This window comes from Azonexus sp. GW821-FHT04F04 (assembly GCF_059420025.1).
On sequence record NZ_JBWKSX010000007.1, the window covers coordinates 140,797 to 157,798 of the forward strand.

Here is a 17,002-nt window from a genome sequence, read left to right on the forward strand (position 1 = left end):
AGACCGAAAGAATTATCCGGCCAGCTTATTCCATCTCGCGTATCCGCGCCACCGCCTCTTCGACGCGTTTTACGGCTATGACCTCCATACCCGGAATGCCCTGTTTGGGACGGTTTGCATCGGGGATCAGGGCGCGCGTAAAACCGAGCTTGGCGGCTTCCTTCAAACGCTCCTGCCCGCGAGGTGCGGGACGGATCTCGCCCGCCAGACCAACCTCACCAAACACTATAAGTTTGGACGGCAATGGCTTGTTTTTTAACGATGATGTTATCGACAACAGCACCGCCAAATCGGCCGCCGGTTCGGTAATCTTGACGCCACCGACAGCGTTGACGAAGACGTCCTGATCGAAGCAGACGATGCCGGCATGACGATGCAAAACAGCCAGCAGCATGGCCAGCCGTTGCGGATCGAGGCCGACCGTCAGCCGACGTGGGTTGCCGTGTGATGTATCAACCAGCGCCTGGATTTCGACGAGTAGCGGTCGCGTGCCTTCCTGCGTCACCATCACGCACGAGCCGGCCACGTCCTGCCCGTGCTGCGACAGAAATAGCGCCGATGGATTGCTGACGCCTTTCAGGCCGGTTTCCGTCATGGCAAAAACGCCAATTTCATTGACTGCGCCGAAGCGGTTCTTGACCGCACGCACCAGGCGGAAGCTCGAATGGGTATCGCCCTCGAAATAGAGCACCGTATCGACGATGTGTTCGAGCACGCGCGGCCCGGCCAGCGCGCCCTCCTTCGTCACGTGACCGACGAGGATGACCGTGATGCCGGCCTGCTTGGCCAGCCGGGTCAGTTGTGCGGCGCATTCGCGGACCTGGGCGACCGAACCGGGAGCGCTGGAGAGATGATCGGACCACAGCGTCTGGATCGAATCGATGACCGCCACCGTCGGCTTTTCAGCCTGTAGCGTGGCCAGGATACGTTCCAGGTTGATTTCAGCCATCAATTGCAGGCGCCGGGTGTCGAGGCCAAGACGACGGGCGCGCAAGGCCACCTGTTCGCCGGATTCCTCGCCGCTGACGTAGAGCACCTTGTTGTCGAGCGACAGGTGGGCCAGAGCCTGCAGGAGCAGCGTGCTCTTGCCGATGCCGGGATCGCCGCCGATCAGGACAACGGCGCCATTGACCAGCCCACCACCGAGCGCCCGGTCGAATTCGCCGACGCCGGTGGCGATGCGGTCCACTTCACGCGCTTCGATTTCCGAGAGGTTCTGCAGCCGGGCTGTCGGGGCCAGCGACTCGAAGCGGCTGTTGGTCGGCGCCTTTTCGGCGACGGTTTCGACCAAGGTGTTCCATTCGTTGCAACCCGGGCACTGCCCCTGCCATTTCGGACTGGTCGCGCCGCATTCGGTGCAACTGTAAATCGTTTTGATTTTGGCCATTATTTCCGGTTGACCGCAGCAGTATCGTCCAGGCTGACCGGGACGCGGGGCGCCAGGGCGCAGAACAGTTCATAGGCGATGGTCCCGGCCGCCGCGGCGACATCGTCGGCCGCCACGCGGCCGGCGATGCCCTCGCCCCACAGGGTAACCGGGGCGCCGATGCCCGCTTCGGGAATGTCAGTCAGGTCGCAGGCCAGCATGTCCATCGAGACGCGGCCGACGGTCTTCGTCTGTTTTCCCATGACAGCGATCGGCGTACCGCTCGGCGCGTGGCGCGGGTAGCCGTCGGCATAGCCGCAGGCCACAACGCCGATGCGCATCGGCCTGTCGGCCGTGAAGGTGCCGCCGTAACCAACGCGGTCGCCGGCCACCAGATCCTGCACGCCAATGATGGCGCTCTCCAGCGTCATCACCGGTTGCAAACCGAGCGACTCAGCGTTGACCCCGGCAAACGGGCTGGCGCCGTAGAGCATGATGCCCGGCCGCACCCAGTCGCCGTGCGTTTGCGGATGGCTCAGGATGGCCGCCGAGTTGGCCAGGCAAATCGGGCTGGACCAGTCGCCAGCCATTTGGTAAAAACGCTCAAGCTGTTCGCTGACGCCACGCTCGCCATCGGCTTCGGCAAAATGGGTCATCAGCGTGACTTCAATCTGCGGCAGTTGCTGGAGGATTTCCCAGGCCTTGCCCAGCGTTTGTGGCGTGAAACCAAGGCGGTTCATGCCGGTGTTGAGCTTCAGATAGAGCGAAACGGGCGATGTAAACTGGCCGTTACGCACGAGCAATTCGAGCTGTTCGAGGCAATGGACGACGCAGGTCAGCCGATGTTCGATGACGGCCCGCACATCGCGCGCACTGAACACGCCTTCGAGCAACAGGATGGGCTGGGTAACGCCGGCTTCGCGCAGGGCAACGGCATTTTCGCATTCGAGCAGGGCGAAACCGTCCGCTTCGCCGCGCAGCGCTTCAACAGCGCGCCACTGGCCGTGGCCGTAAGCATTGGCCTTGACGACAGCCCAGGCCTTGGCTTGCGGGGCATGGCTTTTGGCCAGCCGGTAGTTATGGAGGATCGCCGCCAGCGCGATGCGCGCACGAATGGGACGTGAGGTTTTCATGAAGCCATTTCTTTCAGTTTTACGCGGGTGAATTCAATAAAGGTGCCAGTCAGCCGGGACTGGAAACGATCCTTCGGGGAAACCAGGTAGAGGCTGCGTTTGAGCGGTGGGTTGAGCCGGATGGCGAGCAGTTCGCCGAGCTGGATTTCCTTGGCGACAACGGCCTTCGGCACGATGGCGAAACCGAGGCCGGTGGACACGACGCCTTTCAGCGACTCGGGACTGCCCAGCTCCATCTGCGTCTTGAGGTTGTCCGGCGGTACCTTGTGGGCGAGAAAATAGGCATCGGTGATCTCCCGCGTCCCCGACCCCGGCTCGCGTGAAATGTATTCGTATTCAGCCAGCGCTTTCGGCGTTACCGATTTCATGCCGGCCAGCGGGTAGTCGGGCGCACAGATGACCAGCAATTCGTCTTCGCAGCAGATCTGGCTGGTCAGCCCGGCGAGCTTGGCCGGAACTTCAATCAGCCCGACGTCAAGGGTATGTTCGGCCACCTGGCTCTCGATGCTTTCCGAGTTGGCGACAATGAGTCGGGCACGGACCTGCGGGTAGGCCGCGTTGAATTCGCCGAGGACGCGCGGCAACATGAACTCGGCGATGGTCGTGCTGGCCCCGACAAGCAGCGGGCCACGCATTTCGCCGGTCATTTCGGACAGCCGCGTCTCCATTTCATCGGACAGGGCGAGGATTTTTTCAGCGTATGAGAGCACCATCTCGCCGGCCGGCGTCAGCGAAATGCCGCCGTGCCGCCGCTCGAACAGACGTGTGCCGTACTGCTCTTCCAGTTGCTTGATCTGGAAGGTGACGGCCGGCTGCGTCATGAACAAGGCGTCGGCCGCCCGCGTAAAGCTCAGATGTTTTGCGACGGCATGAAAGACCTGCAAGCGCCGGTCAGCCATGATTTCTCTCCTGGAGGGGTGCGGCCGATATTCAATCACATTCCGCCGACCTTCCGGCGGGCAACTTCGATTTTGGGCAAAATTTCCGGTTGACCGTGGCAGCCGCAAATAATGGCAGCGCAGGCCACATTGACCAACTGTCATCAAGCCTTAACCGGCGCTCCATAGGCTTGAATGATTTGACCGGGGCTGGCGCAACGATGCATAACGGCGACGATCGCGCAAGCCTTGCGCCGAATTCTCAGCGTGGTATAAACCTCGCCCAAAGTCATATAAGAGACAAATATTTCGTGCCGTTCGGCTTCTACATCATCATGGCCGCGCAGTTTTTTTCCGCGCTGGCTGACAACGCCCTGCTGATTGCCGCCATCGCCGCGCTGCGCGAGATGCAGGCGCCGTCGGAATACGAACCGCTGCTCAAGACCTTCTTCACTGTTTCCTACGTCGTGCTCGCCGCCTTCGTCGGCGCCTTTGCCGACTCGATGCCCAAGGGCCGGGTCATGCTGATCAGCAACGGCATCAAGATCATCGGCTGCAGCATGATGTTCTTCGGCGCCCATCCACTGCTCGCCTACGCTGTCGTCGGCCTCGGCGCCGCCGCCTACTCGCCGGCCAAGTACGGCATCCTGACCGAATACCTGCCGCACCGCCTGCTTGTCGTCGCCAACGGCTGGATCGAAGGCTTGACCGTCGGCGCCATCATCCTCGGCGTCGTTATCGGCGGCACCCTGATCCGCCCGGAGATCGCCCAGCACCTGCTCGCCTTCGACTTCCCGGTCATCGACACCGGTGTCGACAGCATCGGTGAAATGGCCCTCTCGGTCGTTGCCGTACTCTACATTCTCGCCGCCGTGTTCAATCTTTATATTCCCGACACCGGCGTCGATCACAAGGCACTCAAAAAGAATCCGATCTACCTGATCCACGAATTCAATCACTGCCTGTCGCTGCTCTGGCGCGATCGGCTTGGCCAGATTTCGCTAGCCGTCACCACGCTGTTCTGGGGTGCCGGCGCCACGTTGCAATTCATTGTGATCAAATGGTCGGAAACCGCCCTTGGCCTGGGTCTGTCCAAAGCCTCGATGCTTCAGGGCGTGGTCGCCGTCGGCGTCGCGGTCGGCGCCATCATGGCCGCCAAGTTCATCACCCTGCGCAAGTCGGTCCGCGTCATCCCCCTCGGCATCGCCATGGGCCTCATCGTACTGATCATGAACTTCGTTCATGAAATATGGCTGGCCGTGCCGCTGCTCATCCTGATCGGCGGCCTGTCCGGCTTCTTCGTCGTGCCGATGAACGCCCTGCTCCAGCACCGCGGCCACATCCTGATGGGTGCCGGCCACTCGATCGCCGTACAGAATTTCAACGAAAACATCTCAATCCTGATCATGACCGGGCTGTACTACCTGATGGTCAAGATGGATCTGTCGATCTATTGGGTGGTCACCCTCTTCGGGCTATTCGTCAGCGGCCTGATGTACATGATCCGCCTGCGCCATCTGGCCAACCAGGCGCAGCAGGACGACGTCCAGCATCTGGACGACTCGTCACACCACTGAGTTCCGCCGTTTCCACGGTCAACCGGGAAAAACGGCCAAAAATGAAATCTGCTGTAGGCGCCTAGAACGGCAGTTCAGGCGCCGCCGCTTCACACAGCAGACGGCGGGCGAAGAGCAGATCTTCCCAGGCCTTCGCCTTGTCCGGCAAATTGCGCAACAGATAGGCCGGGTGATAAGTCACCACCAGCGGGATTCCCGCGTATTCGTAACGCTTGCCGCGCAGCGTGGCCAGTGACTTGTCGTCGTGCAGCACCGCATGGACGGCGGCCTTGCCGAGCAGGACGATGATCTTCGGCTTGAGCAGCGCGATCTGCCGTTCCAGATACGGCCAGCAGGCCGCCATTTCGGCCGCTTCCGGCGTCCGGTTACCGGGCGGCCGGCATTTGACCGCGTTGGCGATATACACCCGGTTGCCACGGGCGATATCGAGCGAAGCCAGCATGGCGTCGAGCAACTTGCCGGCCTGGCCGACGAAAGGTTCGCCCTTGACGTCCTCCTCGGCACCCGGCCCTTCGCCGATGAACAGCCAGTCCGGATTGAGATCGCCAACACCGAGCACGGCTTGTTTGCGTTGCTCGCAAAGCGGGCAGGCGCGGCATTCGGCAACCTGCTTGGCCAGTTCCGGCCAGTTCAGGTTATCGACCGGCGTCATCGGGCGTAGCGCAACAGCGGGCGCCGGCCTGGCTGCCGGGGCCGGCTCGGACACGACGGCAGGTGCCTGTTTCGGCGCCGGAGCGCCAGCTTCCGGTTGGGCTACGGCTTGTTCGCGGACCTCGACTACAGGTGCACTTGGTTCCGTATCGCGCAGCACCCAGATCGGCGTAATGCCCATCTCAACCAGCATCTGCTCTCGGCTCAGGCTCATGCCAATTCCTTATCAAAAACCAGCGCATCCTCGCGCCCGATCACCGCTGGATAATAGCCTTTGCGCAGGCCGATCTGGTGAAATCCAAAGTGACGATAGAGTTCGACGGCCCGCTCGTTGGACGGCCTGACCTCGAGAAACAGCTTGCTCGCGCCACCCAGTCGGGCGCACTCCATGGCATGGCGCAGCATGCGCGCGCCATAGCCCTGGCCCTGGTAACGCTTGCAGATGCCGATGGTCAGCAAATGCGCCTCGTCAATGACGCGCATGACCACCGAAAAGCCGATCAGATCGCCACCAACGCGCAGCACCCAGACGCTGTAGCCAGCCGTCAGCGAATCGGCGAAATTGCCGCGCGACCACGGAAAGGTTTGCAGGGTAGCCTCGAGCGCCGCCACCGCATCGAGGTCGCGCTCGTTCATCGGGAAAAACTCGGCCGGAATGCTCAAGGCGCTCAAGCCCGCCCGCCTTCGCTAAGGCGTTCGGCCACCGTCTTGGCCACCTTGTCACGGATGTAAAGCGGTGCGGCCAGCGCGACGTCGATGCCTTCGCCACGAGCTGCGCGTGGTGCAGCCAGACGTACCACGGTGGTGGCAGTCGGCAAGACATCCGCTTGAACTGCGATGCTGGCGACGCTCAGGCGCTCAACCAAAACCGGATAGGCGGCGATGGCATTGCCGCAGGCGATCCAGCCCGGTTCGGATGGTAGCCCGACCGCATCCGGCGCCGATACACGAATGTCGCCCTGCAGAACGTATGCGCCGTCGATCAGTTGATAGCTACCCGAATACACCTCGCCCATGCGCGCGTCGAGCAGGGCCAGGACGCGCTCGGCACCGGCCTGCGCGGCCATCGTTTCAAGGCTGGTCACCGGAATCAGCGGCCGATTGGTCGCTACCGCCAGCCCCTGCGCCGCGCCACAGGCAACCCGCAAACCGGTAAAGGCGCCAGGACCAACGCCGAAAGCAATCGCATCGAGCTGCCCGACCTTGACGCCGGCTTCGGCCAGCAGTTCGCGGACCAGCGGCAACAGGGTTTCGGAATGAGACTTGCCCGGCGGGCAGGTGCGTTCAGCCACCAAACCATCGCGCCAGAGCGCGCAGGAGCCAAGTTCAGTTGAAGTTTCGAGAGCGAGGATCAGCATGGGCCGGCATTTTACCGGAGGCGCGATCCAGTCGGGACTCAATCTCGGCGCCAGCCCCGGCGGCCATCGCCCCGCCGTTCACGTTGCTCACCCCAGCCGCGCTGCTCCTGCCAGGCGCGCTGTTCGCGCATGTCGTCGCGCAGGCGGCGGCGGTCTTCCGGCGGCACATCACGCCAGCGCGGGGCACCTTCCTCACGGCGGATTTCGCGTTCCTGCTGCCAGTGTTCCCGCATCTGCTGACGCAGCTGGCGCCGGTCTTCCGGCGGCAGATCGCGCCAGTTGCCTTGCTGCGCCCAGACGCCACCGGCCGAACCCAGGAGGCTCAGCAGCAACAGTGAAAGGGCGATAAGACGTTTCATGGCAGGCACTACAACAGGCGTTTCAGATGCCACCATTGTCCATCTGGCGGCGCCCGACAGGCACTTCGAAATGTAAGAATATGTTTCACGGCCCGCTCCGGCAAAAGCTTGTTACCATTTGCCGCGTTCCATTCACTGTCCGCCATTATCCTTGCCAGCATGAACGAACAACAACACCAACACATCCTTGTCGTCGACGACGACGCCCGCCTGCGTGACCTGCTCACCCGCTACCTCGGCGAGCAGGGCTTCGAGGTCAAGGCTGCCGCTGACGGCCAGCAGATGGACAAGCTGCGCGCCCGCGAACATTACCATCTGATCGTCCTCGACCTCATGATGCCGGGAGAAGACGGGCTGACCATCTGCCGCCGCCTGCGCGGCCAGGGCGACCGGACACCGATCATCATGCTCACCGCCAAGGGCGACGAGATCGACCGCATCGTCGGCCTCGAAATGGGTGCCGACGACTATCTGCCCAAACCCTTCAACCCGCGCGAACTGCTCGCCCGCATCCACGCCGTCTTGCGCCGCCAGGGCAACCGCCCACCCGGCGCACCGGAAGACGACCAGGAAAAAATCACTTTCGGCAACATCGAAGTCGATCTCGCCGCCCGCACGCTGACCCGCGGCAATGAACTGCAAGCCCTGACCACCGGCGAATTCGCCGTGCTCAAGGTGCTGCTCCAGCACCCGCGCCAGCCGCTGTCGCGCGACAAGCTCATGACCCTGGCCCGTGGCCGCGAACAGGGGCCGTTCGACCGCGCCATTGACGTCCAGGTTTCCCGCCTGCGCAAACTCATCGAAGCCGATCCGGCCCAGCCGCGCTATCTGCAGACGGTCTGGGGCTTCGGCTACGTCTTCGTGCCGGACGGCGCAGCCAAGGAATAGTCCGGGTGCTGATGCCACGCACGCTGCTGGCGCGCACCTTCCTGTTGCTCGCCATGCTGGTGCTGCTGACCACGGCAGCCTGGCTCAGCCTGTTCCGCCATATCGATGCCGAGCCGCGGGCGCGGGAAACCGCCCAGCTGGCAGCGTCTGCCGTCAACCTGATCCGCGCCTCGCTGTTTGCCGCGGCACCGGCGAAACGTCTCGGGCTGTTCAACGAATTCTCGAGACGCGAAGGCATCCGCCTGCTGCCGGCCGAACCGGAGGACAAAATTGAAGCGATGCCCGATTCGCGCTTTTTCCGGCTCCTGCAACGCGAGCTGACGGCGCGCCTCGGCGATCACACGCGAATTGCCGCCAGCGTCGACGGAGTGACCGGCTTCTGGGTCAGTTTCCGCCTTGACGATGCCGATGAAGAAGAATACTGGCTGGTCCTGCCGCGCGAGCGCGCCGCTCGCGACTTCGCCAGCCACTGGCTGGCCTGGGGCCTGCTCGCTGTCGTCCTGGCCCTGGCGGTTGCCTGGCTGATCGCCTCGCGCATCAGCCGGCCGCTCAAGGCCATGGCCAGATCGGCCGAGACGGTCGGCCGCGGTCAGATGCCCGCACCGCTGCCGGAAGATGGCGCCGAGGAACTGAGTCGTCTGGCCGTCGCCTTCAACGCCATGGCGGCCGATCTTGAACGTCACGAAAAAGACCGCTCCGAAGTACTGGCCGGCATCTCGCACGACCTGCGCACGCCGCTCACCCGGTTGCGTCTGGAGGCCGAAATGAGCGTCGCCGATAGCGCCCGCCAAGCCGTGGTGGCCGACATCGAACAGATGGAAGCGGTGATTTCGCAGTTCATGGATTACGCCCGGACCGAATCCGGCGAGGCCGCCGTGGCGACCGATCTTGGTGCCTTGCTTTCGAGCATTGTCGAGCGTCAGCGCTCCGTTGGCCACGCGCTGACCGCGGCGATCGAGACGCTGCCGGAAATGGTGCTGCGCCCGAAGGCGATCACCCGCGCCGTGACCAACCTGATCGACAACGCCGTCAAATACGGCGGTGGCGAGATCACCTTGTCGGCTGCTACGGTCAACGGGGAAATTTGGCTGGAAATCAAAGATCGCGGGCCGGGCATTCCGCCGGACGAGATCGAGCGCCTGAAACGTCCCTTCACCCGGCTCGAGAACGCCCGCACCGACGCCACCGGCACCGGACTCGGGCTGGCCATCGTCGAGCGCATCGCCAGGCTGCACGACGGACACCTCGATCTGCTGCCCAATCCCGGCGGCGGCCTGCTCGTTCGCCTGGTTCTGCCGATCAGGCGCTGAGGCCTGCGGTCAGCGGGAATTCGTCAATGATCCGGTAGGACGAGCCGAGCGCCGACAGCATCGAGCGAACCAGCACGAAACGTTCGCTACGCCAGATTAAGGGGGCAATCGACGGAAGCGGGTTGCTGTCCGACGGCGCGGTGGCCTCCGGTACGCGGCGGACCAGCGTGACATGAGGCACAAAATCCCGGCCTTCGCCCCCGACCCTGAATCCGGCCCGCGCCAAAGCCCTGCGCAACTGGCTGGATAGTACGTCCAGAGGCGCCGACGGCGCCTTGCATCCAGCCCACAGCAAATGGTTGTGCGCCCAGAAGCCAAGGTGGTTCACGTTGATGGCAAAAGGCGCGGCGCGAAGGCTGGCGACAGCCTTCGACAATTCGGGCAGACGCGCTTCGGGAACGTTGCCGAGAAAGGCCAGCGTCAAGTGGATGGTGTCGCGGCGGGTGGCGCGGCCGCCAAACGACAGGGCGGCGGCGTCGGCGATGGTGCCGAGGCGCTCGGCCAACTCCGGCGAGGGCCAGAGGGCGAAGAAAACTCTGGCCGCAGCCGGTTTGGGTTGTTTCTGGTTTCGGCCCTCAGCCGACACGTTCGACCAGCGCGATGGCCTGCGCCTCGATGGCTTCCTCGCGACCGAGGTAGCCCAGGCGCTCGTTGGTCTTGCCTTTGATATTGACGCTGTCGGCCGCAATACCGAGGTCGGCGGCGACGTTGGCGACCATTGCCGCGGCGTGCGGGGCGAGCTTGGGTTGCTGGGCGATCAGCGTCGCATCGACATTGACCGGCCGCCAGCCACGTTCGGCCAATAGCCCAACGGCAGCACGGAGCAGGACGCGGCTGTCGGCACCCTTGTAGCGCGGGTCGGTGTCGGGAAAATGGCGGCCGATGTCGCCGAGCCCGACGGCGCCGAGCAGCGCATCGGTGATGGCATGCAGCAGCGCATCGGCGTCGGAATGACCGAGCAGGCCGGTCGAATGCGGGATTTCGACACCGCCAAGGATCAGCTTGCGGCCTTCGACCAGTTGGTGCACATCGTAGCCCTGCCCGACGCGGAAATTCATTTGCGTGCCCTCAATATCATCGCGGCCAAGGCGAGGTCGGCCGGATAGGTGACTTTCAGATTGGTCGCATCGCCGCGCACGAGTTTCGGCTTGAGGCCCATGGCCTCGATGGCGCCGGCTTCGTCAGTGACGGCCATTTCATTTTTGAGCGATTTTTCCAGTTGACCGTAGCGAAACATCTGCGGCGTCTGCGCCTGCCACAAACCGTCGCGCGGTTCGGTGGCGGCAACGCGCTGCTCGGCATCGGCCCGCTTGATGGTGTCGGCGACCGGCACGGCGAGGATGCCGCCGACCGGATCGTTGGCCAGCTCGGCAAAAAGCGCATCGAGCATGGCGGCTGACAGGCAGGGCCGCGCCGCATCGTGCACGAGAATCCAGTCATCGTCGGCGGCAACCATCGCCGCGGCGCGCAATCCGTTGCTCACGCTCTCCGCCCGCGTCGCCCCGCCGCAGCGCACTGTTTCGAGCTTGGCGCCAAGTTCGCTCCAGTCGTAACGCGGCCACCACGGGTCGTCCGGCGCCAGCACGACCCACACCCGTTCGATGTCCGGACAAGCCGTCAAAGCCTTCAGGGTATGAAAAATCAGCGGGCGACCGAGCAGGTCGAGATACTGTTTGGGCTTCTCGCTTCCGAAGCGGGAACCGCTGCCGGCAGCGGGAACGATTGCGTAATGGCGTGGCATGGCTTAATTTTACTTAAGAACCATCGCAAAAGAGGATTCGTATGACCTTCGTGGTCCCGGAACTGGCTGCCCCCGTCGAGGCATTTGGCACAGCGCTCGGCATTGGCCTGCTTATCGGCATGGAGCGCGAACGGCGTCCGGACGCCGCGGCCGGTTTGCGAACGTTTGCTTTGGTCGCCATGCTTGGCTGCCTTTTTGCGCTGCTTGGCGAGAAAACTGGCGGCCCTTGGCTGCTGGTGGCCGGTCTGCTCGTTATCTCGGGGAGCATGATTGCCTCCAACTTTTCCGCCCAGCAGGAAGAGCAATATCGCGGCTTCACCTCGGAAGCGGCCATCATCGTCACCTACGGGCTGGGTGCTGCCGTCTGGTTCGGCTATTCGACGCTGGCCGTCATGCTCGCCATCACGACCACCGTACTGCTTTATTTCAAGGCCGAACTGCGCCAGTTCAGCGAACGGACGACGCCCAAGGACATCAACTCAATCCTGCAGTTTGCCGTGCTTTCGCTAGTCATCCTGCCCATATTGCCGAGCGAGGACTTCGGCCCGTACAACGCGATCAATCCGCGTCAGGTCTGGTACATGGTCGTGCTGATCTCCGGTCTCGCCCTGTCCGGCTACCTTGCCCTGCGCATCATCGGCGCCCGGCACGGCGCGGCGCTGCTCGGCATTTTTGGCGGTCTGGCCTCGTCGACCGCGACAACCATGATGTTTTCGCGCCACGCCCGCGATCATGCCGACCTGATCCACATGTCGGCGATCGTCATCCTGATCGCCAACGTCATGGTCATGATCCGTCTCTGGCTGGTCGCCAGCGTCGTTGCCCCCACCCTGGCAACCCAGATCGCCATCGTTTTCGCTTGCGGCATCGTGCCCGGCGTGGCCATGGCGCTGTATCGCTGGAAGGTACTGAGCGACGCCGGTGACTTGCCGATGCCGGAAGTCAAGAACCCGACCGAAATGCGTACCGCCGTTTCTTTCGGCCTGCTCTATGCCGTCGTGGTACTGGCCTCGGCCTGGCTGCAGGACATCGCCGGCAGCAGCGGCCTGTACATCGTGGCGCTGGTGTCGGGACTGACCGATGCCGACGCCAGCGTCCTGTCCACCTTGCGCATGTTCAACCTCGACAAGGTGGTCAGCGGCGACGCTGTCATTGCCGTCACCCTGGCCCTGCTCGCCAACCTGGTCTTCAAGATCGGACTGGTCCTCAGCATCGGCGGCGGCAAACTGGCCCGTCACGCCCTGCCCGGCCTGTTCGCCATCGGTGGCGGCATGGTGGCCGGGCTGATCATTCTTTGAGGAGTCGACCATGATCAACACACGTCCTCCCGCCGTCGCCGGCGCTTTTTACCCCGGCGATCCCGCTACCCTGTCGGCTACCGTCGATCAACTACTCGCCGACACCGAAGCCGTTTCCGGCAGCCAGCCCAAGGCCCTCATCGTGCCGCATGCCGGCTATGTCTACTCCGGTTCGACGGCGGCCACGGCCTACGCCACGCTGGCGCCGTGGGCGACGACGATCCATCGGGTGATCCTGCTCGGCCCGACTCACCGCGTTGCCGTCGACGGCATCGCCCTGCCCGAAGCCGAAGCGTTTTCGACGCCGCTCGGTACCATCCGCCTCGACGCCCAGGCCATCGCCACCATCGCCGACTTGCCACAGATCGTCTTCAGCGATCACGTTCATGCCTTCGAGCATTCGCTGGAGGTCCATCTACCGTTCCTGCAGCGCGTACTCGAGCACTTCACGCTGGTCCCGCTGGCGGTCGGTCATGCTACGCCGGAGGCTGTGGCCGAAGTTCTTGAGCTGCTGTGGGGTGGGCCGGAAACGCTGATCGTCGTCAGTTCCGACCTCTCGCACTTCCTGCCCTACGCCACCGCCCGGCGGGTCGATAGCGACACCTGTCGCCATATCGCGCAGTTCGACATCCATATCCACCCGGAACAGGCCTGCGGAGCCTATCCGATCAACGGCTTGCTGCTCGCCGCCCAGCAGCGCGGACTGAAGCCAACCCTGCTCGGCCTGTGCAACTCCGGCGATACGGCTGGCGACAAAGACCGCGTGGTCGGTTACGCCGCCTTTTCCTTTACCGAGGCCAGCGATCATGCCTGAGCTCGGCGCAATCCTGCTGACTCTGGCCCGCAATGCCATTGCTGCCCAACTTGGCGAGGCGCAAAGCCCGGCCGATGACTGCCCGGAATTGCACAAACCGGGCGCCACCTTCGTCACGCTGACCCAGCAAGGCAACCTGCGCGGCTGCATCGGCAGCCTCGAAGCCTGGCGACCGCTGGCTCAGGACGTTCAGGAAAACGCCATCGGCGCCGCCTTTCGCGACCCCCGCTTCGAGCCGCTGACGGCCGACGAGTTGCCGATCACCCGCGTCGAAGTCTCGCTGCTGACGCCGGCCGAGCCGATATTTTTTACCAGCGAGGCTGATGCCCTGGCCCAGCTTCGCCCGGAGATCGATGGCGTGATCCTCACGGCAGGCCAGCGCCGTTCGACTTTCCTGCCGCAGGTCTGGGAACAATTGCCAGGTCCGGCCAGTTTCATGGCCCACCTCAAGCAGAAGGCCGGGCTGCCGGCCAATTACTGGGGCACTGATGTCCGCCTCGAACGCTACACAGTCAAGAAATGGAAGGAGGCAACACCATGAATCCAGCCGAATCCTTGTTCCCCGGCCGCTGGTGGCACGCTCTGCCCGATGGCCGCATCCAGTGCGACCTCTGCCCGCGCGACTGCCAGTTGCACGAAGGCCAGCGCGGCGCCTGCTTCGTCCGCCAGATGGTTAACGGTGCCATGCAGTTGACGACCTATGGCCGCTCCTCGGGCTTCTGCATCGACCCCGTCGAGAAAAAGCCGCTCAACCACTTTTACCCGGGCAGCAGCATCCTGTCCTTCGGTACCGCCGGCTGCAATCTGGCCTGCAAGTTCTGCCAGAACTGGGACATTTCCAAGTCGAAGGACATGGACCGCCTGATGGACGCGGCCAGTCCGCAAACGATCGCCACTGCCGCCCGCCGCTACGGGGCCGACGCGGTGGCCTACACCTACAACGACCCGGTCATCTTCGCCGAGTACGCCATCGACACGGCGCTCGCCTGCCGCGAACAGGGCATCCGCAACGTTGCCGTCACCGCCGGCTACATCCACCCGGAACCCGCGCGTGAATTCTTTGCCGTTATGGACGCCGCCAACGTCGATCTCAAGGCCTTTACCGAGGATTTCTACCACAAGCTCTGTGTCGGCCACCTGCAACCGGTGCTCGACATCCTCGCCTACATCCACCACGAAACCGACTGCTGGCTCGAAATCACCACGCTGCTCATCCCCGGCCAGAACGACAGTGCCCAGGAAATCAACGAATTGAGTACCTGGGTCGCCCGCGAACTCGGACCGGACGTACCGGTGCACTTTTCCGCCTTCCACCCCGACTGGAAGATGGACAACATCCCGCCGACGCCGCCGGCCACCCTCATTCAGGCTCGGCGCATCGCCCTTGAGGCCGGCCTGCACCACGTGTTCACCGGCAATGTCCATGACCCGGAAGGCGGCACCACCTTCTGCCCGAGTTGCCATGCCGCGCTGATCGTTCGCGACTGGTACGACATCCAGCGCTACGACCTGACGCCGGAAGGCCGTTGCCCGAATTGCCAGACCGCCATCGCCGGCCGCTTCGGCAAGACGCTCGGTCGTGACGGCAAGGCCTTCGGCCCCAACCGCATACCCGTCCATCTCGCGGCATGAGCCGTTTCATCACCCTGCACACGCCGCACGGTTCGCTGCACGGCCAGCTGAATCTGCCCGACAATCCGTGCGGCCTGATCGTGATCGCCCGCGCCCATCATGCAGCGGAGGATGCGGCCATTTCGTCAACGTTCGCCGACTTCGGCTGCGCCACCCTGAGCATGGAACTGCTCACCGCCCAGGAGGTGCAGTTCCCCGATGCCACGCAAAACGTGCCACGCCTGACCCAGCGCCTGATCGACATCCTGGACATGACCCGCAAGGACGGCGACATGGAGCAGCTACCGCTGGCCATTTTTACCAGTGGCGACGTCGCGCCGGCGGCCATCCGAGCCGCCGCCCAGCGCGATGCGCTGGTCAGGGCCGTGGCCTGCCATGGCGGCCTGATCGACCGGGCCGGCGCACAGGCTCTCGACCTGCTCGTTGCGCCACTGCTTCTGCTCCTGGAAACGGATGACCTGGTTGGCAAGATGGCCTACCAACGGGCGACATCACACCTTGGCGGGGTTCACGCCATGCAGTTATTGGAAATCGGCGAAGACCCGGCCGCACTCGCCGCAACCTGGTTTTTGGGGCATTTTTCCGGTTGACCGTGGGATTCGGAATGGCCATGGCATTTGGTCGCATCCGGACTAAACTGAGTATGTAAACAACAATTCAGGAGACTCCGATGTCCTTCTTCGATTCCCCCCTCGCCCGTTGCGAAGCTGTCCGCCAAATGGTCCTGACCGACGAAACCCAGGCCGAATGCGCTCGCGAACATGACTGTCCGCCCGGCTTCAAGTGCCCGCTGTGCGGCTATTTCACCGAATCCAGCGGGATCAGTGAAGAAGCCAGCGTGCAAACTCTGACTACTGCTCACCTGAAGAATTGAGGTCGGTGGTTAACGACTTCGCATTCCACGGCCCGGCCGGAGGTGGTGTACTTAGCCACGCCTTGCCGCAATCCAGCCCCAGGTTGAACAGACGACGCTCGATATTGACCCGTCGCTCATGAATCCCTGTCGGCGGGCCGCTGTCTGCCCGGCGCCGCTCTTGCCGCTGGCGGCGCTCGGGGTTCGTTTGGCTATCGCTCATTATTTTCAGATGTATTAAAAAAATTGGGGCATGAAAAAGAGGCCGGGTTTCCCCGGCCCGCCGCGAGTCCCCGTTATCCAGGGAGTTCGCAAAACCCTGCCGCTTTGCAGGATGTCAAACAGCGTTCACGCCGCCCCGACGACGGGCGACCGCCCCCAGAAGCCCCAACCCGGCCAGGAACATGGCATAACTTTCCGGCTCAGGCACCACGGCAATCTGCGGCCCGGCAAGGCCTTGGGCGAACAAGGCAGCAACTGCCGGCACAGAGCCTTCTCCTTTGGCCAAATCGTATGAAGCAGTCGAGGTCTTGACGAATTTTCCACTCTTGTCTTGCGACCAGTAATCGAGCGTCACCTTGTCGTAGGCGAAAGCTCCAGCCAGGTTAACAAAGCTGCCATTGCTCGCCGAATAATCGAGACTCGTAATGAATACGTTTTCAAAACTCAAGCGGAAATAAGTCTGACTTGCTCCCCCGCCAACCTGTGTCGTGAAATCAACGATTGCCGTCGCGATCGACTGACTATTCCAGAGTGCGCTCGTCAGCCCGCCAACGCTGGCATCAACCGGATCCTGAGTCCAGAAAAAATCCGAGAAGACCGGTTTTCCAACGCCAGAGCCGCCCTGGGGCCTGGTGATCGAGATTCCCCAGTTGAACGAATCGAACTCGATCGCCTTCTCATGGCCTTTCACGGTACTACTGCCGTCAATGCCGTCGAATTTCAGAAAATAGTCATTTGCCGCACTGGCCGACAAACTGGTCACCATCAAGCCTAAGCCGGCAAGCATGGGCAGCAGGAAACGCTGGGGTTTTGCATCGGTATTCATCTGACCTCCAAATTGACTTTACTCAGGGCTAGGGGGAACCACCTCGATATGACACCAACAAATCCGTATGGAATTATCGTGTCGTCATTGTAATCA

21 protein-coding genes are annotated in these 17,002 nt (G+C 63.0%); 9 read left to right on the top strand and 12 right to left on the bottom strand.

Going from position 1 to position 17,002, the window contains the following annotated elements:
• Nucleotides 1-25 precede the first annotated feature (25 nt).
• The 3 genes from radA to AC07TV_RS14675 are packed head-to-tail and all read right to left on the bottom strand — an operon-like array spanning nucleotide 26 to nucleotide 3,398.
• Nucleotides 26-1,387, bottom strand: a complete 1,362-nt coding sequence (radA, locus tag AC07TV_RS14665) for a DNA repair protein RadA (RefSeq protein ID WP_494649108.1) — start codon at nucleotides 1,385-1,387, stop codon at nucleotides 26-28.
• Nucleotides 1,387-2,499 (bottom strand): alanine racemase, encoded by a 1,113-nt coding sequence (alr, locus tag AC07TV_RS14670; RefSeq protein ID WP_494649109.1) that lies wholly within the window; start codon nucleotides 2,497-2,499, stop codon nucleotides 1,387-1,389. Before alr ends, radA begins: the two co-directional genes overlap by 1 nt.
• Nucleotides 2,496-3,398 carry a LysR family transcriptional regulator gene (locus AC07TV_RS14675; protein ID WP_494649110.1) on the bottom strand — a complete coding sequence of 301 codons (903 nt, stop codon included), beginning with the start codon at nucleotides 3,396-3,398 and terminating at the stop codon, nucleotides 2,496-2,498. The genes alr and AC07TV_RS14675 overlap by 4 nt, the downstream gene beginning before the upstream one ends.
• 290 nt (nucleotides 3,399-3,688) lie before the next feature.
• Between AC07TV_RS14675 and lplT the strand changes: the two genes are divergently transcribed.
• Entirely contained in the window at nucleotides 3,689-4,954 is a 1,266-nt protein-coding gene (gene lplT / locus AC07TV_RS14680; RefSeq protein WP_494649111.1) for a lysophospholipid transporter LplT, read from the top strand.
• 61 nt (nucleotides 4,955-5,015) lie between these two features.
• On the opposite strand, the gene AC07TV_RS14685 is transcribed toward lplT, so the two are convergent.
• From AC07TV_RS14685 to AC07TV_RS14700, 4 genes are read right to left on the bottom strand one after another with little or no spacing between them, the layout of a single operon-like run.
• Complete coding sequence (locus tag AC07TV_RS14685; RefSeq protein ID WP_494649112.1) at nucleotides 5,016-5,819, bottom strand: uracil-DNA glycosylase; 804 nt, start codon at nucleotides 5,817-5,819, stop codon at nucleotides 5,016-5,018.
• A complete protein-coding gene (gene rimI / locus AC07TV_RS14690) occupies nucleotides 5,816-6,277 on the bottom strand; it encodes a ribosomal protein S18-alanine N-acetyltransferase (protein WP_494649114.1) in 462 nt (153 codons plus the stop codon). The genes AC07TV_RS14685 and rimI overlap by 4 nt, the downstream gene beginning before the upstream one ends.
• Nucleotides 6,274-6,963 (bottom strand): tRNA (adenosine(37)-N6)-threonylcarbamoyltransferase complex dimerization subunit type 1 TsaB, encoded by a 690-nt coding sequence (gene tsaB, locus AC07TV_RS14695; RefSeq protein WP_494649115.1) that lies wholly within the window; start codon nucleotides 6,961-6,963, stop codon nucleotides 6,274-6,276. The genes rimI and tsaB overlap by 4 nt, the downstream gene beginning before the upstream one ends.
• 38 nt (nucleotides 6,964-7,001) lie before the next feature.
• Nucleotides 7,002-7,322 (bottom strand): hypothetical protein, encoded by a 321-nt coding sequence (locus AC07TV_RS14700; RefSeq protein ID WP_494649116.1) that lies wholly within the window; start codon nucleotides 7,320-7,322, stop codon nucleotides 7,002-7,004.
• Nucleotides 7,323-7,481: 159 nt separating this feature from the next.
• Between AC07TV_RS14700 and ompR the strand changes: the two genes are divergently transcribed.
• Together ompR and AC07TV_RS14710 are read left to right on the top strand one after the other, a co-directional pair.
• On the top strand, nucleotides 7,482-8,210 hold the full coding sequence (ompR, locus tag AC07TV_RS14705) for an osmolarity response regulator transcription factor OmpR (protein WP_494649118.1): 729 nt from the start codon (nucleotides 7,482-7,484) through the stop codon (nucleotides 8,208-8,210).
• Nucleotides 8,211-8,221: 11 nt separating this feature from the next.
• A complete protein-coding gene (locus AC07TV_RS14710) occupies nucleotides 8,222-9,520 on the top strand; it encodes an ATP-binding protein (RefSeq protein ID WP_494649220.1) in 1,299 nt (432 codons plus the stop codon).
• On the opposite strand, the gene thpR is transcribed toward AC07TV_RS14710, so the two are convergent.
• From thpR to ispD, 3 genes are read right to left on the bottom strand one after another with little or no spacing between them, the layout of a single operon-like run.
• Nucleotides 9,510-10,106: an RNA 2',3'-cyclic phosphodiesterase gene (gene thpR, locus AC07TV_RS14715; RefSeq protein ID WP_494649119.1), complete on the bottom strand. Its 597-nt coding sequence runs from the start codon at nucleotides 10,104-10,106 to the stop codon at nucleotides 9,510-9,512. The two genes, AC07TV_RS14710 and thpR, sit on opposite strands and share 11 nt — an antisense overlap.
• Nucleotides 10,096-10,578, bottom strand: coding sequence for a 2-C-methyl-D-erythritol 2,4-cyclodiphosphate synthase (ispF, locus tag AC07TV_RS14720; protein ID WP_494649120.1), 483 nt, complete (start codon nucleotides 10,576-10,578; stop codon nucleotides 10,096-10,098). The genes thpR and ispF overlap by 11 nt, the downstream gene beginning before the upstream one ends.
• Nucleotides 10,575-11,261, bottom strand: a complete 687-nt coding sequence (gene ispD / locus AC07TV_RS14725; protein WP_494649121.1) for a 2-C-methyl-D-erythritol 4-phosphate cytidylyltransferase — start codon at nucleotides 11,259-11,261, stop codon at nucleotides 10,575-10,577. Before ispD ends, ispF begins: the two co-directional genes overlap by 4 nt.
• Nucleotides 11,262-11,302: 41 nt before the next feature.
• Between ispD and AC07TV_RS14730 the strand changes: the two genes are divergently transcribed.
• The 6 genes from AC07TV_RS14730 (at nucleotide 11,303) to AC07TV_RS14755 (ending at nucleotide 15,879) form a co-directional block, all read left to right on the top strand.
• A complete protein-coding gene (locus AC07TV_RS14730; RefSeq protein WP_494649122.1) occupies nucleotides 11,303-12,559 on the top strand; it encodes an MgtC/SapB family protein in 1,257 nt (418 codons plus the stop codon).
• A 10-nt stretch (nucleotides 12,560-12,569) separates the two neighbouring features.
• Nucleotides 12,570-13,373 (top strand): AmmeMemoRadiSam system protein B, encoded by an 804-nt coding sequence (gene amrB, locus AC07TV_RS14735; protein WP_494649123.1) that lies wholly within the window; start codon nucleotides 12,570-12,572, stop codon nucleotides 13,371-13,373.
• Entirely contained in the window at nucleotides 13,366-13,914 is a 549-nt protein-coding gene (gene amrA, locus AC07TV_RS14740) for an AmmeMemoRadiSam system protein A (protein ID WP_494649124.1), read from the top strand. The genes amrB and amrA overlap by 8 nt, the downstream gene beginning before the upstream one ends.
• Nucleotides 13,911-15,005 carry an AmmeMemoRadiSam system radical SAM enzyme gene (amrS, locus tag AC07TV_RS14745; protein WP_494649125.1) on the top strand — a complete coding sequence of 365 codons (1,095 nt, stop codon included), beginning with the start codon at nucleotides 13,911-13,913 and terminating at the stop codon, nucleotides 15,003-15,005. The genes amrA and amrS overlap by 4 nt, the downstream gene beginning before the upstream one ends.
• The gene (locus AC07TV_RS14750) at nucleotides 15,002-15,595 is read left to right on the top strand and encodes a hypothetical protein (RefSeq protein ID WP_494649127.1); all 594 of its coding nucleotides are present in this window, start codon (nucleotides 15,002-15,004) and stop codon (nucleotides 15,593-15,595) included. The genes amrS and AC07TV_RS14750 overlap by 4 nt, the downstream gene beginning before the upstream one ends.
• A gap of 80 nt (nucleotides 15,596-15,675) precedes the next feature.
• On the top strand, nucleotides 15,676-15,879 hold the full coding sequence (locus AC07TV_RS14755; protein WP_494649128.1) for a hypothetical protein: 204 nt from the start codon (nucleotides 15,676-15,678) through the stop codon (nucleotides 15,877-15,879).
• Here AC07TV_RS14755 and AC07TV_RS14760 read toward each other — a convergent pair.
• Both AC07TV_RS14760 and AC07TV_RS14765 read right to left on the bottom strand, forming a co-directional pair.
• Nucleotides 15,857-16,081: a hypothetical protein gene (locus AC07TV_RS14760; RefSeq protein WP_494649129.1), complete on the bottom strand. Its 225-nt coding sequence runs from the start codon at nucleotides 16,079-16,081 to the stop codon at nucleotides 15,857-15,859. The genes AC07TV_RS14755 and AC07TV_RS14760 overlap by 23 nt on opposite strands.
• A gap of 114 nt (nucleotides 16,082-16,195) precedes the next feature.
• Nucleotides 16,196-16,906: an Hcp family type VI secretion system effector gene (locus tag AC07TV_RS14765; protein WP_494649130.1), complete on the bottom strand. Its 711-nt coding sequence runs from the start codon at nucleotides 16,904-16,906 to the stop codon at nucleotides 16,196-16,198.
• Nucleotides 16,907-17,002: the final 96 nt, after the last annotated feature.

What these genes read in the sequence shown, in the direction of transcription:
- radA (WP_494649108.1), bottom strand. Translation starts at nt 1,387, where the DNA reads ATGGCCAAAATCAAAACGATTTACAGTTGCACCGAATGCGGCGCGACC.
- alr (WP_494649109.1), bottom strand. Translation starts at nt 2,499, where the DNA reads ATGAAAACCTCACGTCCCATTCGTGCGCGCATCGCGCTGGCGGCGATC.
- AC07TV_RS14675 (WP_494649110.1), bottom strand. Translation starts at nt 3,398, where the DNA reads ATGGCTGACCGGCGCTTGCAGGTCTTTCATGCCGTCGCAAAACATCTG.
- AC07TV_RS14685 (WP_494649112.1), bottom strand. Translation starts at nt 5,819, where the DNA reads ATGAGCCTGAGCCGAGAGCAGATGCTGGTTGAGATGGGCATTACGCCG.
- tsaB (WP_494649115.1), bottom strand. Translation starts at nt 6,963, where the DNA reads ATGCTGATCCTCGCTCTCGAAACTTCAACTGAACTTGGCTCCTGCGCG.
- AC07TV_RS14700 (WP_494649116.1), bottom strand. Translation starts at nt 7,322, where the DNA reads ATGAAACGTCTTATCGCCCTTTCACTGTTGCTGCTGAGCCTCCTGGGT.
- ompR (WP_494649118.1), top strand. Translation starts at nt 7,482, where the DNA reads ATGAACGAACAACAACACCAACACATCCTTGTCGTCGACGACGACGCC.
- AC07TV_RS14710 (WP_494649220.1), top strand. Translation starts at nt 8,222, where the DNA reads ATGCCACGCACGCTGCTGGCGCGCACCTTCCTGTTGCTCGCCATGCTG.
- ispF (WP_494649120.1), bottom strand. Translation starts at nt 10,578, where the DNA reads ATGAATTTCCGCGTCGGGCAGGGCTACGATGTGCACCAACTGGTCGAA.
- ispD (WP_494649121.1), bottom strand. Translation starts at nt 11,261, where the DNA reads ATGCCACGCCATTACGCAATCGTTCCCGCTGCCGGCAGCGGTTCCCGC.
- AC07TV_RS14730 (WP_494649122.1), top strand. Translation starts at nt 11,303, where the DNA reads ATGACCTTCGTGGTCCCGGAACTGGCTGCCCCCGTCGAGGCATTTGGC.
- amrB (WP_494649123.1), top strand. Translation starts at nt 12,570, where the DNA reads ATGATCAACACACGTCCTCCCGCCGTCGCCGGCGCTTTTTACCCCGGC.
- amrA (WP_494649124.1), top strand. Translation starts at nt 13,366, where the DNA reads ATGCCTGAGCTCGGCGCAATCCTGCTGACTCTGGCCCGCAATGCCATT.
- amrS (WP_494649125.1), top strand. Translation starts at nt 13,911, where the DNA reads ATGAATCCAGCCGAATCCTTGTTCCCCGGCCGCTGGTGGCACGCTCTG.
- AC07TV_RS14750 (WP_494649127.1), top strand. Translation starts at nt 15,002, where the DNA reads ATGAGCCGTTTCATCACCCTGCACACGCCGCACGGTTCGCTGCACGGC.
- AC07TV_RS14755 (WP_494649128.1), top strand. Translation starts at nt 15,676, where the DNA reads ATGTCCTTCTTCGATTCCCCCCTCGCCCGTTGCGAAGCTGTCCGCCAA.
- AC07TV_RS14760 (WP_494649129.1), bottom strand. Translation starts at nt 16,081, where the DNA reads ATGAGCGATAGCCAAACGAACCCCGAGCGCCGCCAGCGGCAAGAGCGG.
- AC07TV_RS14765 (WP_494649130.1), bottom strand. Translation starts at nt 16,906, where the DNA reads ATGAATACCGATGCAAAACCCCAGCGTTTCCTGCTGCCCATGCTTGCC.